This window comes from Streptomyces sp. NPDC050315 (genome assembly GCF_040655775.1).
Lineage (GTDB): Bacteria > Actinomycetota > Actinomycetes > Streptomycetales > Streptomycetaceae > Streptomyces.
The window spans coordinates 510,684-524,020 of record NZ_JBFAKN010000005.1 but is presented as its reverse complement, the minus strand read 5'-3'; the positions used below and the strand labels follow the sequence as shown (position 1 = coordinate 524,020).

The 13,337-nt window shown below is 71.2% G+C and carries 12 protein-coding genes; 9 read left to right on the top strand and 3 right to left on the bottom strand.

All coding sequences use genetic code 11. From position 1 onward, the window contains the following. Positions 1-119: 119 nt before the first annotated feature. Genes AB0I82_RS21280 through AB0I82_RS21260 form a run of 5 tightly spaced genes read left to right on the top strand, consistent with a single transcriptional unit; the run spans position 120 to position 7,033 of the window. Complete coding sequence (locus tag AB0I82_RS21280) at positions 120-1,895, top strand: glycosyltransferase family 2 protein (protein WP_363259081.1); 1,776 nt, start codon at positions 120-122, stop codon at positions 1,893-1,895. 50 nt (positions 1,896-1,945) lie between these two features. Continuing rightward, positions 1,946-3,007 (top strand): UDP-glucose 4-epimerase GalE, encoded by a 1,062-nt coding sequence (gene galE / locus AB0I82_RS21275; RefSeq protein WP_363258874.1) that lies wholly within the window; start codon positions 1,946-1,948, stop codon positions 3,005-3,007. Continuing rightward, on the top strand, positions 3,004-4,380 hold the full coding sequence (locus tag AB0I82_RS21270; RefSeq protein WP_363258873.1) for a UDP-glucose/GDP-mannose dehydrogenase family protein: 1,377 nt from the start codon (positions 3,004-3,006) through the stop codon (positions 4,378-4,380). The genes galE and AB0I82_RS21270 overlap by 4 nt, the downstream gene beginning before the upstream one ends. Continuing rightward, entirely contained in the window at positions 4,377-5,360 is a 984-nt protein-coding gene (locus AB0I82_RS21265; protein ID WP_363258872.1) for a UDP-glucuronic acid decarboxylase family protein, read from the top strand. The genes AB0I82_RS21270 and AB0I82_RS21265 overlap by 4 nt, the downstream gene beginning before the upstream one ends. Positions 5,361-5,365: 5 nt before the next feature. After that, positions 5,366-7,033 carry a right-handed parallel beta-helix repeat-containing protein gene (locus AB0I82_RS21260; protein WP_363258871.1) on the top strand — a complete coding sequence of 556 codons (1,668 nt, stop codon included), beginning with the start codon at positions 5,366-5,368 and terminating at the stop codon, positions 7,031-7,033. A gap of 10 nt (positions 7,034-7,043) precedes the next feature. On the opposite strand, the gene AB0I82_RS21255 is transcribed toward AB0I82_RS21260, so the two are convergent. Both AB0I82_RS21255 and AB0I82_RS21250 read right to left on the bottom strand, forming a co-directional pair. Beyond that, a complete protein-coding gene (locus AB0I82_RS21255; RefSeq protein WP_363258870.1) occupies positions 7,044-7,280 on the bottom strand; it encodes a hypothetical protein in 237 nt (78 codons plus the stop codon). A gap of 105 nt (positions 7,281-7,385) precedes the next feature. Further along, positions 7,386-7,910, bottom strand: coding sequence for a hypothetical protein (locus tag AB0I82_RS21250; protein WP_363258869.1), 525 nt, complete (start codon positions 7,908-7,910; stop codon positions 7,386-7,388). A gap of 286 nt (positions 7,911-8,196) precedes the next feature. On the opposite strand from AB0I82_RS21250, the gene AB0I82_RS21245 reads away from it, so the two are divergent. From AB0I82_RS21245 to AB0I82_RS21235, 3 genes are all read left to right on the top strand, one after another. Next, on the top strand, positions 8,197-9,111 hold the full coding sequence (locus tag AB0I82_RS21245) for an MEDS domain-containing protein (protein ID WP_363258867.1): 915 nt from the start codon (positions 8,197-8,199) through the stop codon (positions 9,109-9,111). 141 nt (positions 9,112-9,252) lie between these two features. Then, a complete protein-coding gene (locus tag AB0I82_RS21240; protein WP_363258866.1) occupies positions 9,253-9,855 on the top strand; it encodes a sigma-70 family RNA polymerase sigma factor in 603 nt (200 codons plus the stop codon). After that, complete coding sequence (locus tag AB0I82_RS21235) at positions 9,840-10,559, top strand: hypothetical protein (RefSeq protein WP_363258865.1); 720 nt, start codon at positions 9,840-9,842, stop codon at positions 10,557-10,559. Before AB0I82_RS21240 ends, AB0I82_RS21235 begins: the two co-directional genes overlap by 16 nt. A gap of 14 nt (positions 10,560-10,573) precedes the next feature. Here AB0I82_RS21235 and AB0I82_RS21230 read toward each other — a convergent pair whose 3' ends face one another. Beyond that, a complete protein-coding gene (locus AB0I82_RS21230; protein ID WP_363258864.1) occupies positions 10,574-11,494 on the bottom strand; it encodes a dihydrodipicolinate synthase family protein in 921 nt (306 codons plus the stop codon). 176 nt (positions 11,495-11,670) lie between these two features. Here AB0I82_RS21230 and AB0I82_RS21225 point away from each other — a divergent pair, with 176 nt between their 5' ends. Then, positions 11,671-13,212, top strand: coding sequence for an altronate dehydratase family protein (locus AB0I82_RS21225; RefSeq protein WP_363258863.1), 1,542 nt, complete (start codon positions 11,671-11,673; stop codon positions 13,210-13,212). The last annotated feature ends 125 nt before the right edge of the window (positions 13,213-13,337 follow it).

Sequence of the window (13,337 nt, the reverse complement as noted above, 5' to 3'; positions counted from 1 at the left end):
GGACATATACGACGTAAACATACGCACTCAGCGTACAGCGTTCTCTCACTGAGGAGCGTCCTCACGTGACGCACAGCGAATCGGTGCCGTCGGATCTCCCCCGACTGGAGCGCCACCTCATGTCGATCTCGGACGGCAACGTCGCCCGGATCACCACCGGCGGCCCCGTCTTCGGGCGTCCGTACCCGGTGCGCACCGTCCGGCCGACGACCTTCGTGCGCGCCCTCCCCCGGCACAACCGGGCGGCCATCGTCCTGGTCGCCGCGACCTGGGCGGCGGCCTTCGTCTGGTTCTGGCTGTGGTGGCTGCAACCGGAGCACCGGGTCGGCTGGGCCGGGCTGATCGTCAACAGCGCCCTCCTCCTCTACTTCACCACCATGCCCTCCTACTTCCTGCTCGCCGCCATCCGCCTGCGCCGGGTCGATCCCGCGCTGCCGGTTCCCCGGCTGCCGGTCGCCTTCGTCGTGACCCGCGCCCCCTCGGAGCCCTGGCCCACCGCTCGGCGGACGCTCGAAGCGATGCTGGCCCAGGAGTTTCCGTACGCGTACGACGTCTGGCTCTGTGACGAGGACCCGACCGAAGAGATCGAGCAATGGTGCCGGCGGCACGGCGTGCACGTGTCCTGCCGACGCGGTGTGACCCCGTACCACCGGGTCGACTGGCCGCGCCGGACGCGCTGCAAGGAAGGCAACCTGGCGTACTTCTACGACCACTGGGGCTACCGGCAGTACGCCGTTGTCGCGCAACTCGACTGCGACCACGTGCCGGCCCCGACCTACCTCGCCGAGATGGTCCGCCCGTTCGGCGACCCCGCCATCGGCTATGTCGCCGCACCCAGCATGTGCGACGCCAACGGCACGGTCTCCTGGGCCGCCCGCGGACGGCTGCACCGCGAGGCCAACCTGCACGGTGCCTTCCAGCTCGGCCACAGCGACGGCCTCGCCCCCATGTGCATCGGTTCCCACTACGCCGTACGTACCGGGGCGCTGCGGCAGATCGGCGGCCTCGGCCCCGAACTCGCCGAGGACTTCTCCACCACGTTCCTGCTCAACTCGGCGGGCTGGCACGGTGCCTTCGCCATCGATGCCGAGGCGCACGGGGACGGGCCGCTGACCTTCGCCGACATGGTGACGCAGGAGTACCAGTGGTCCCGGAGCCTCACGACCATGCTGCTGGGTCTGCTCCCGCGCCACCTTGGGCGACTGCCCGCCGTGCTGCGCATGCGCTTCGCCTACGCGCTGACGTACTACCCGCTCCTCGGCCTGATGATGGTCGCCGGACTGACCCTCCCGCCGATCGCGGTGCTCACCGGCCTGCCGTGGATGAACGTCAACTACTTCGACTTCCTGCTCCACTTCTGGGTAATGCCCGTGTGGCTGCTGCTGACGCTGTACCTGATGCGCCGCCATGGGCTGCTGCGCCCCCGCACCGCCCCCCTCATCAGCTGGGAGACCTGGCTGTTCGCGCTCGTCCGCTGGCCGTTCGTCATCTGGGGTGTCGGCGGCGCCGTCCGCCAGAAGATTCGCCCGCGGCCGGTGACGTTCAAGGTCACCCCCAAGGACACCGGTGGGCCGCAGCCGCTGCTCGCCCGGCTGATCGTCCCGTTCGCCGCACTCACCGTGGCCCTCTCCACGATCGCCCTGCTGGGCGAGTTGACCAGCCCCTCGGCCGGCTACGTCTTCCTCTGCCTGCTCGCCGCCACGGGCTACGGCGCGGTCACCGTGGCCGTCCCCGTACTCCATGTCCGGGAAGCGGCCCGGGCGGCCGGAACCCGGTTCGTCTCCGCGCTGCCGACGGCCCGGCTGCCGCTGGCCCTCGGCCTGCTCGCCACGCTGCCGGTCGCCACGGCCCTCACGCTCTTCCCCTCCTACGCCGTCGCGGTCCTGAGCGCATGAGCTCACTGCCCCGAGACCGACGCCCGCCCGAACCCGAAGGAACTGGGCCCATGAGACCGACCACGATTCTCCTCACCGGCGGAGCCGGCTTCATCGGCAGTCACACCTGCGTCGACCTGCTCCAGCACGACTTCGAACTGATCGTGGTCGACAACTTCGCCAACAGCACCCCGCGCGTCTTCACCCGCGTGGAACGGCTCGCCGACCGCCTCATCGACGCCGTCTACGACGTGGACATCCGTGACCGGCAGGCCCTCTCGGCCGTCTTCGACCGCCACTCCGTGGACGCCGTCGTGCACTTCGCCGCCCGCAAGGCCGTGGGTGAGTCGACGCGGATGCCCGTCGAGTACTACGACACCAACATCGGCGGGACGACCTCCCTGCTGCGGACCATGCACGAGCACGGGGTGCACCAACTGGTGTTCTCCTCCTCCTGTTCGATCTACGGCGACGCCGGACGCGGACCGCTGGACGAGACCACTCCCGCCCGGCCCACGAATCCCTACGCGGCCTCCAAGTGGACCTGTGAACAGCTTCTCGCCGACGTGTGCCGCCGCTGCCCGGAATTCACCGTGCTGTGCCTGCGGTACTTCAATCCGGTCGGCGCCCATCCCAGCGGGCTGCTCGGGGAAGCGCCCTGCGGCACTCCCGGCAATCTCGTGCCGTACCTCGCGCAGGTCGCCGCCGGCCGGCTCGACCGGCTCAGCGTGTTCGGTGACGACTACGACACCCCCGACGGGACCGCGATCCGCGACTACCTCCACGTCATGGACACCGCCGAGGCCCACCGTGTCGCGCTGGAGCACCTCGCCGACGGCCCCGGTATGCACGCGTTCAACCTCGGCGTCGGATCGGGCCGGACGGTCCTCGAAGTCCGCGCCGCGTTCGAGGCGGCCTGCGGCCGTCCCATCCCCTACCGGGTCGTGGACCGCCGCCCCGGCGACGTCCCCGAACTCGTCGCCGACCCGCGCGCGGTGGAACGCGCCTGGGGCTGGCGCGCCACCCGCGATCTCGCCGACATGTGCCAGGACGCCTGGCGATTCCAACAGCACAATCCGCACGGCTACGCGGGCTGGGCGCGACGTCATGAATATGAAGGAGCAACACCATGAGAATGACCGTCATCGGCACCGGATACGTCGGAACGGTGCACGCCGCATGCATGGCCGACCTCGGTCACGAGGTCCTCGGCATCGACATCGACGCCGAACGGATCGCCTCCCTGGCATCGGGCCGCGCGCCCATCCGCGAAGCGGGCCTGGACGAGCTGCTCGCCCGCGCCGTCGCCTCCGGCCGACTGCACTTCTCCACCTCCCTCGCGGAAGGCGCCGCCTTCGCCAGGACGCACTTCGTGTGCGTGGGCACCCCGCAGCGCGCCGACGGTGCGGCCGCCGACCTGCGATATGTCGACGCCGTCGTGGACGGCCTGTCACCGCATCTGCGCCCGGGCAGCCTGATCGTGGGCAAGTCCACCGTGCCGGTCGGCACCGCGGCCCGGCTCGGCAGGCGGCTGGCCGCGACCGGCTCGGACGCCGAGATCGCCTGGAACCCGGAATTCCTGCGCGAGGGCTGCGCGGTCGGGGACACCATGCGGCCCGAGCGGCTCGTCGTGGGCGTCTCCTCCCGGCGCGCCGACGCCGTCCTCCGGGAGATCTACGGGCCCATGCTGCGCGCGGGTGTGCCGTTCTTCAGTACCGACCCGGCCACCGCCGAGCTGGTCAAAGTAGCGGCGAACTCCTTCCTCGCGACCAAGATTTCCTTCATCAACGCGATGGCGGAGGTGTGCGACGCGGCGGGCGCCGACGCCGCGGTCCTCGCCCGGGCCATCGGCGCGGACACCCGGATCGGTGACCGCTTCCTGGAGCCGGGGCTCGGCTTCGGCGGCAGCTGCTTCCCCAAGGACATCCGGGCCTTCGCGGCCCGCGCGGAGGAGCTGGGCGCCGGCGAGGCGGTGGCGTTCCTGCACGAGGTGGACCGGATCAACACCCGGCAGCGGCGGCGCACCGTCGACCGGGCACGGCAGCTCCTGGGCGGATCGCTGACCGGGCGGCGGATCGCCGTCCTCGGCGCGGCCTTCAAGCCGGGCAGCGACGATGTACGGGACTCGCCGGCCCTCGCCGTCGCGGCCGCCGTCCAGCGGCAAGGGGCGACCGTGCGGGTGCACGACCCGGAGGCCCTGGACAACGCGCGCGCCGTCCATCCCGACCTGACGTACGCGCCGTACATCCCTCTGGTCTGCGAGGACGCGGACCTGGTCCTGCATCTCACGCCCTGGCCGGAGTACCGGAAGATCGACCCCGCGGCGCTCGCCGCCGTGGTGCGCAACCCGCTCATCCTGGACGCCCGTAACAGCCTCGACGCGGAGCCCTGGTCCTCGGCCGGCTGGACGCTGCACGCGCTGGGCCGTCCGTGGTCCGACCCGACCGTGCCGGAAGCGCCGACGCCGGCCGCCTCCCCGGCGGCACTCATGGAAGGCATCTCATGAAGATCGTCGTGACCGGCGGCGGTGGATTCCTCGGATCACACCTGTGCGAGGCCCTGCTCCGCAGGGGGGACACGGTGTGGTGCCTGGACAATTTCTCCACCGGTGCGCCGGAGAACGTCTCCACGCTGCGGGGCAACCCCCGCTTCCGGCTGGTCCACACCGATGTGACAGCCGCGTTCGACGTGCCGGGCCCCTTGGACGCCGTGGCCCACCTGGCGAGCCCCGCCTCGCCACCGGACTACGACCGGCTGCCGCTGGAGACGCTGTCCGTCGGCAGCCGGGGGACGGAGAACGCCCTGCGGCTGGCGCAGCGGCACGACGCCCGCTTCGTCCTGGCCTCCACCAGCGAGGCGTACGGCGACCCCGAGACCCATCCGCAGCCCGAGGAGTACTGGGGCAACGTCAATCCGGTCGGCCCGCGCAGCGTCTACGACGAGGCCAAGCGGTACGCGGAAGCGCTGTCCATGGCGTACCGGCGCAGCCTCGGAGTCGACGTCGGCATCGTGCGGATCTTCAACACCTACGGTCCGCGGATGCGGCCGTACGACGGCCGCGTGGTGTCCACCTTCGTCCGCCAGGCGCTGGCGGGCCACCCGCTGACCATTTACGGCGACGGCAGCCAGACCCGGAGCTTCTGTTACGTCGATGATCTCGTACGCGGCCTCGTGGCGATGGTCGACAGCGGCCACAGCGGGCCGGTGAACCTGGGCAATCCCAGCGAGCGCACCGTACGCCAGCTCGCGGAGCTCGTGCTCACGATCACCGGCTCGCCCGTCCGTATCGACCACCGCCCGCTCCCCGTCGACGATCCGGCCCGCCGGTGCCCGGTGATCACCCGGGCCCGCGAGCAGCTCGGCTGGGCCCCTGTGGTCCCCATCGAGGAGGGCCTGCGGCACACGGTCGCGTGGTTCACCGACCGTTGCCGGCCACCACTGGACGGAGCGTCGTACCAGGCGCGCCAAGAGCCTGTGGGAACCTGAGCACGATGCACAGGACAGCCGCGAACAGCGCACGCCACGCGCCGGGCGCCCTCACCGCCGCGACACTCATGATCGCCGCCAGCGGCTGCGCCGGAACGCCGCACTACTCACCGCCCGAGTCCGTGTCCCACACGTACTACGTCAGCCCGCGCGGCGACGACCGCGACAAGGGGTCGTCGCCGGGCACTGCCTGGCGCTCCCTCGCGCGGGTCGAGCGCGTGACGCTCCACCCCGGAGACCGGCTGCTGCTCAAGGGCGGCGCCCGGTTCTCCGGGACCGTCATCCTCAAGCGCGGTGAAGCGGGAGACGCGAGCCGGCCCGTGGTGATCGGGTCGTACGGCAAGGGGCGCGCGACGATCGAGGCCACCGGCAGCCCCGGTGTCACCGTGCACAACACCGCGGGGGTGGCCATCCGCGATCTCACCCTCATCGGGAAGGGCGCCGCCTACACCCGCGACAGCGGCATCAACCTCTACAGCGACCTCAAGGACGGGACGAAGCTGGACCAGGTGACCATCTCCCGCGTCGACGTCTCCCGGTTCCGGGCGGGCATCACAGTCGGCGCCGCGGCCGGCGGCACCGGGTTCAAGGACGTGACCATCCGTCAGGCCAGGCTGCACGCCAACAAGGACGTCGGGCTGCTGACCTACGGTCCCACCTTCAACCCGGATCACCCGGACTACGCGCACCAGAACATCGACATCGCGGACGTCGAGGCGTACCGGAACCCCGGCGACCCCGAGGCCGGCGACCGCCACACCGGTGACGGCATCACCCTCGGCGGTGTCCGCGACGTCACGCTGCGGGATTCCAGCGCCCACGACAACGGGAAGCGCGCGGCAGCCGAGGCGCCGGCAGGCCCGGCGGGCATCTGGGCCTACGACGCCACCGATGTGCTGATGGAACACAACACCGCCTACCACAACCACACCGGATCCGACGTCGACGGCTCCGGCTTCGGGCTGGACTCCAACGTCTCGGACGCGACGATCCAGTACAACCTGGCGTTCCACAACGACGGTCCCGGCTTCTACGCCTACACGCGCTACACGAACGGCGCCCACACCGACAACACCATGCGCTACAACATCAGCGTCAACGATGCGCGCAAGCTGCCCCTCAAGGGCGGGCTGGCCGTCCACGGCAAGGACATCCGGAAACTGCGGATCTACCAGAACACCGTGGTCATGACGGTCTCCCCCAACGGAATCGGCCGCGCGGTGCAACTGGAGCGAGGCGAGACAGGCGTCTCCCTGCGCAACAACCTCCTGGTCACCGACGGCTCCCCGCTGGTCGCCGCGGAGCGCGGCCTGGATCCCCGCGATGTCATCCTGCAGGGCAACAACTACCGCGCCCCCGAGGGCCAGTGGAGCGTGAACTGGGCCGGCCGTCCGTACTTCGGCCTCGCGGCTTGGCGCGCGGCGACCTCACAGGAGACCGCCGACGACCGCCCCACCGGCCTGACCGCCAGCCCCTGCTTCACCGGCGGCCCGCTGCCGGACATCCGCTCCGCCGCCGACGCGCGCCTGCTCGTCCCCGACTGCGACGCCTTGCGGGGCAAGGGCCTGGACCTGCGGAAGCGCTTCGACACCGCCCCGGGGAAGACCGACTACTTCGGTCACACCGTCGGCACCCCACCGCCGATCGGTGCGGCCCGCCCCTCGGCGGACTGACCTGGCGGAGCTACGGAGAGGATCCCGGGGGCGGCGGCTCGGTGGAGTCGTGGTGGCCCCGGTGCCCCGGCAGGCCCCGGTGGCGCGGCAGGAGCCGGTGGCGGTGCGGGGCCCGGTGACCGTGCGGGTGGTGGCCGTGGGGGTGGGCCGCGATCCGGCCGGTCGTCTGGTCGTTCAGGCGGTGGATCAGCAGTGCGCCCAGGATGACCAACGCGAGGATGACGGCGATGGTGATACCGGTGTCCATGGCCGCCTCACCGCCTCTCTGTCACGGGAGTGATTTCAGCGTACTCCTGCCACTCACCGGCACCACCCGACTCCCACCGGCCTCAGGGCCGCTTCACATCCGGCCTCAGGGCCGCTTCACATCCGTATGGATGGCCAGCTTGAACTGGGCGTGGGTGATCGGGACCGGCACCTTCGTGTCGCCGCTGCCGCGGGCGGAGATCTTGAGGCCGATGGGGGTGCCGGGGTGGACGAAGATCTGCCACATGTAGGTCTTGTACTGGCCGCCGCCGGTCTTCCAGGTGTCCGTCGTGGCCGTGGAGTCGTAGCCGCCGGCGCTGTTCAACGGGTCGCGGACGAAGCGGGCGCGGTACTCGTTGGGGCGGGAGTCGGCGGACCAGAAGACCATCGCGGAGAGCACGCCCCAGCCTTCGTGGCTGGGCCATATCAGTCCGGAGCGGGCGTCGGGGAAGGCCGACGGGTCGCCGCCGCCGTTGGCCGGGTCGTGCATGCGCCACGGGTCGTAGCTCTCGCCCGACGTGTCGTAGGGGAAGCGGACGAGATGGTAACCGTCGGAGTCGTAGGAGATCTTCTGCGTGCGTGCGCCGTGCCGCTTCGCGTCCCACAGCAGGGAACAAATGGTGACGGACACCTGGGCCTCCTTCGGAAAGCCGACGGCGCGCGTTCCGTGCCGCGCGCCGGAGGTGAACGTAAGGGGCCGGAGGGTCGCGGTCAATGCCGCGGGGCGATGGACCGGAGCTGACAGCTCTCGTTCGGGTTCCGCATCGGATCGTTCGAGGAGAGGCCTCGGGTAAGCGGTTTTCTTGCACAGTTCTTGCACAGTCGTTGCCCAGTCGTGCAGTTGGCGCACGACTGGGCGCGGGGCGCACGCGATCGTTTACGTTCTGCTGAAGTTGGCGTACGGCACAGTCCGGACGGTGGTGCGGTCGGAAGGCGGCGGACGAGTGGCCGGGGACGCGATGGCCGGGGAGACGACGCGGCGCGGCACACTGCCCGTACAGCGGCTGCGGCCCGGGGACCACGCGTTCTGCCGGTACACGGAACGGCCCAGGTGGGACCTGGTGGCCGCGTACGCGTGGACCGGGCTGGCGCGCGGCGAGAAGGTCATCATCTGCCCTGCGCCACAGGCCGACCGGGACACGGTGCGGGACCGGCTGGAGGAACACGGCCCCTCGCTCGACCACGTCTGCGCCCGCGGCCAGTTGGTGTTCGCCGGCATGCGCAGGCTGCTCCACCCCTACGACCGCTTCACCCCCGCCCGCCAGTGCCAGCGCATCCAGGAGGAGATCGCCGGCGCGCTCGCGAAGCGCTATGCCGGGCTGCGCGCGTACATCGACATGCGCTGGATCGCCGACCTCGGCGCGGACGTGGCGGAGGTGATGGCCCGCGAGAACAACGCGGCGCATCTCTTCGCCGCCCGCTCCTACAGCGAGATCTGCGCATACGACACGAGCGCCTTTGAGCCCGCGGTGCTCGACGCCCTGCGCGCGGCCCATCCGCACGACCTGCTCGACGGGCCGGGTGCGCTGCGTGCGCTGCACGCGGCGGGCTCCGTCCGGCTGGTCGGCGAGGCCGACATGGCCACCCAGATCGAGTGGATCTCCGCGCTCCGCGAGGCGTTCAAGCGCTCGGCGCACGACGGCCATCTGGTCGTGGACCTCTCCCGGCTGCACTTCCTCAGCGTCGGCTGCGCCTCCGACCTGCTGAGCCTGTCCACGGACGCGCATCGGCACGGCCGTATCGAAGTACGCCTGGACCGCGACAAGGCCACCCTGCTCATCGGCCTCGGGAGCCGGTACCTCAAGCATGTCGTGCTGGTGGAGGATTGCTGAAGAATTTCGGTCCGGCTTCAACGGTGGCCGCGTCCGCTGCGTACTCCCTTCGACGGTGATCACGGACGATCGGCTCTCGGCGTTGGAGGAGGACGGGCGCATGTGTGTGCGGTGGGCGGGGCTTCCGGGGCGGGGCCGGTAGTGGGCGGGCTGCTCCGGCGGGTGCGCCGCCGCGGGACGGCTGATGCGCCCGGCGCGAAGCCGTCGACCCAGGAGACGCCGGTCGGGGAGACGCTGGACGGGGAGGCGGACGTGCGGATCGCCTATCACCGGTACGGCGGCGAGCTGTACGGCTACGCGCTCAACGCGCTGGGCGACCACCAGCTCGCCGAGGACGTCGTGCAGGAGACCTTCATCCGTGCCTGGCGCGCGGCCGACGGCTTCGACGCGGCCCGCGCGACGCTGCGCACCTGGCTCTTCGCCATCGCCCGCAACGCGGTGGTGGACGCCGTACGCCGCCGGTCCGTGCGCGACCGTGCCGACCGGCGCGAGCAGCAGGAGCCGGAGCCGGCCCGCACCGACGTCTTCGACCATCTGCTGACCCGCATCGAGCTGGACGAGGCGCTGCTGCGGCTCTCCGATGAGCAGCGGCAGGCCGTCGTGGAGGTCTACTTCCTCGGCCGGACCTGCGCGGACCTCGCCGCCGAGCTCGGCATCCCGGCGGCCACCATGCGCAGCAGGCTGTATTACGGTGTCCGCGCGCTACGGAGCATCCTGGAGGAGAACGGATGGCTGGCCCCATGAGTGCCCTGTGCCAGGCGGTCCGTTCGCAGGCGACGGAACTCCTGCTGCTGGGACGCCCGCTGCCGGCGGCCCTGACCCGGCATCTGGCGGGGTGCGAGGAGTGCGCGGCCGAGTGCGAAGGCGTGCGCCGGGTGGTGCGGACGTTCGAGCGCGCGGAGAGCGCGCCGACGCCACTGCCCGCGCCATCGCCGCTGCCCGCGCCGTCGGAACCGCCCGCGCCCGTACCCGTACTCGCGCCCGTACCGCCGTCCGCACCCTGGACCCGGCCCCGGCTCCAACCCCGCCCCCGCCGCACCCGCCGGCTCGCCGTCCTCGCGGCCGCCGCCGCACTGGCCGTCCTCGCCATCCTCGTGCCGGTGGCCGTGCACGACCGGGATAGCGGTCCGGTGGATGTCGTCACGGTGGCCCGCGAAGGGCTGATGATCCCGCACCCGTGGGGCACCGAGGTACCGGTGTCGCTGTCCGGGCTCACGCCCGGCCGGACGTACCGGATGATGACGGCCGACGCCGACGGGAACCGAGTACCCGCCGGCAGCCTCACCGCGCCCGGTCCCGGCGCCCGTACCCGCATGATGACCGCGATGGCCCGGGACTCCATCAAGTCGCTGCTGGTTGAGGACCAGGACGGCCGGCTGGTCGCCGACCTTCCGGTACGGCCGCTGCGGTCCCGGGGCCCCACGCCCGACGGGACCGCGACCGGCTGAGCACAGGCCCCCCGTCACCGCGCCCAGCGCAGCACCAACGGGTCGTGGCGGCGGGCCAGTTCGAGGAGCCCGGTGCGGGTCGCCGGCGGTACCGGGCCGAAGGGGGCGCGAGTGCGCTCGGAGCCGATGATGCCGCCCTCGGCCAGGAGGATCTTCTGCGCGCGCAGCCCGCACTGCCGGTTCTCGTAGTGGATCAGCGGCAGCAGCTCCTCCCAGTCCGCTACCGCGCCGGCCCGGTCCCCTGCGTGGTAGCGGCGCACGATCCGGCCGAGCGCGTCGGGCACGGTCGAGCTGGACATGGTGCCGACGGCGCCCGCGTCCAGGTCCGGGATGAGCGTGACGGCCTCCTCGCCGTCGAACGGGCCCTCCAGCCGGTCGCCGACCGCGGCGATGAGGGTACGGAGCTTGTCCGCGGCGCCCGGCGTCTCGATCTTGGCGTACCGCAGCTGCGGCACCTCCTTGATCAGATGGACGAGGACACCGACGGGCAGCGGCGTGGTGGACATGGGGGCGTCCTGGACCATGAGCGGGAGGTCGGTGGCGGCGGCCACGGTGGTGAAGTACTCGGTCAGTGCCGCCTCGGGGACCGCCATCGTGGCGCCGAAGAACGGCGGCATCAGCATGATCATGTCGGCGCCCATCGCCTGCGCCTCGCGGCCGCGGCGGGCGGCGACGCGGGCGCTGTAGTGGCTGGTCGTCACGACCGTCGGGACGCGCCCCGCGGTGTGTTCGAGGACGGTACGGCACACCTGGTCGCGTTCCTCGTCCGTCAGCGAGAACTGCTCGGAGTAGTTGGCCAGGACGCACAGCGCGTCGGCGCCGCCGTCGATGAGGTAGTCGACGACCCGGGCCAGTCCGGCGAGGTCCAGCTCCTCCTCGTCGTCGAAGACCGTCGGGACGACGGGGATCACACCGCTCAGGGGCGTCGTCAGCATGGGAGCCTCTCTGATCACGTTCGCGATTGTTCGAGATACCGAACGTTGTCCGACCTATTGAGCGGGAGCGTAAGGCGGCCTTCTGAGCGGCGTCAATGAGTGGGTGTGCGGGCATACCTGAGAGCGCGTCAGAACGTTCGACCCGCCGGCCGCTCCGCCCACGTATCGAGGTGCCCATGGTCCCGCCCGCCGTCGCCCGCGCCCTCCGCCTCCAGCCCCAGGACGACGTCGCGGTGGCGACGGCCGACATCCCCGCGGGCACCACCGTCGACGCGGGCGGCGAGACCGTACTGCTGCGGGCCGACGTGGCACGCGGGCACAAGATCGCGCTGCGCGCCGTCCGCCGCGGCGCGCCCGTGCTGCGGTACGGCCAGATCATCGGCTTCGCGGCGGCGGACATCGCGCCCGGCGACCATGTCCACCTGCACAACCTGGAGTACCGGGAGTTCGAGCGCGGCTACGAGTTCTCCGTGGACGCCCGCCCGGTGCAGCCGCTCCCCGAGTCCGAGCGCGCCACCTTCCAGGGGTACGTGCGCGCCGACGGCTCGGTCGGCACCCGCAACTACCTGGGGATCCTCACCAGCGTCAACTGCTCGGCGACCGCCGCCAAACAGATCGCCGCACGGATGCGGTACTCCGGCGTCCTGGACGACTTCGACCACATCGACGGCGTCGTGGCGCTCACCCACGGCCAGGGCTGCGGACTCGCCGCGGACGGCGAGGGCATCGACGTACTGCGGCGCGTGCTGCGCGGCTACCTGACGCACCCGAACTTCGCCGGTTTCCTGCTCCTCGGGCTGGGCTGCGAGGACAACCAGATCGCGGCGCTGACCGACGGGCTGCCGCTCCGCGCGGACCTGCCGGTCTTCGCGCACACGATCCAGGAACTCGGCGGTACGAAGAAGACCGTGGCGGCCGGCGTCGAGCGGCTGACCGCCATGCTGCCGGCCGCCGACCGCGCCCGCCGGACGACCGTGCCGGCGAGCGAGCTGATCCTCGGCACCAACTGCGGCGGCTCCGACTCGTATTCCGGCATCACCGCCAATCCCGCGCTCGGCAACGCGGTCGACCGGCTGGTCCGGCACGGCGGCACCGGCATCGTCGGCGAGACCCCGGAGATCTACGGCACGGAGCACCTGCTCGTACGCCGCGCCGCCACCAAGGAGGTCGGCGAGAAGCTCCTCGAACGCATCGCGTGGTGGCGCGAGTACACCGCGAAGAACGGCGGGTCGATGGACAACAACCCCTCCCCCGGCAACAAGGCGGGCGGCCTCACCACCATCCTGGAGAAGTCGCTCGGCGCGGTCGCCAAGGGCGGCACGACGGCCCTCGCCGAGGTCGTCGACTACGCGGCGCCCGTCACGAGCAAGGGCTTTGTCTTCATGGACACGCCCGGCTACGACCCGGTCTCGGTGACCGGCATCGTCGCGGGCGGCGCGAACGTCGTCTGCTTCACCACGGGGCGCGGCTCGGCCTTCGGCTGCGCGCCCGTACCGAGCCTGAAGCTCGCCACCAACACCCCGTTGTACGACCACATGGCCGACGACATGGACTTCAATACCGGCGGCATCATCGACGGCACCACCACCGTCGAGGAAACGGGGCAGGCCATTTTTGAACGCGTCCTCGCGGTCGCCTCGGGCGAGCCCACAAAGAGCGAATCGATGGAATACGGCGAGGAGGAATTCGTGCCGTGGCATATCGGCACGGTGATGTGAACGGTGCTGTGACCGGGGAAATACCGGGACGGACAAGATGTATCACGATGTGAGACACGGGGACGTCGCGTTGCGGTGAGCTGCGCGGCTGTCCGACACTCCCTCGTCGGGAACACCACCCTTAG

What these genes read in the sequence shown, in the direction of transcription:
- AB0I82_RS21225 (WP_363258863.1), top strand. Translation starts at nt 11,671, where the DNA reads ATGGTCCCGCCCGCCGTCGCCCGCGCCCTCCGCCTCCAGCCCCAGGAC.
- AB0I82_RS21260 (WP_363258871.1), top strand. Translation starts at nt 5,366, where the DNA reads ATGCACAGGACAGCCGCGAACAGCGCACGCCACGCGCCGGGCGCCCTC.
- AB0I82_RS21235 (WP_363258865.1), top strand. Translation starts at nt 9,840, where the DNA reads ATGGCTGGCCCCATGAGTGCCCTGTGCCAGGCGGTCCGTTCGCAGGCG.
- AB0I82_RS21230 (WP_363258864.1), bottom strand. Translation starts at nt 11,494, where the DNA reads ATGCTGACGACGCCCCTGAGCGGTGTGATCCCCGTCGTCCCGACGGTC.
- AB0I82_RS21280 (WP_363259081.1), top strand. Translation starts at nt 120, where the DNA reads ATGTCGATCTCGGACGGCAACGTCGCCCGGATCACCACCGGCGGCCCC.
- AB0I82_RS21265 (WP_363258872.1), top strand. Translation starts at nt 4,377, where the DNA reads ATGAAGATCGTCGTGACCGGCGGCGGTGGATTCCTCGGATCACACCTG.
- AB0I82_RS21270 (WP_363258873.1), top strand. Translation starts at nt 3,004, where the DNA reads ATGAGAATGACCGTCATCGGCACCGGATACGTCGGAACGGTGCACGCC.
- galE (WP_363258874.1), top strand. Translation starts at nt 1,946, where the DNA reads ATGAGACCGACCACGATTCTCCTCACCGGCGGAGCCGGCTTCATCGGC.
- AB0I82_RS21255 (WP_363258870.1), bottom strand. Translation starts at nt 7,280, where the DNA reads ATGGACACCGGTATCACCATCGCCGTCATCCTCGCGTTGGTCATCCTG.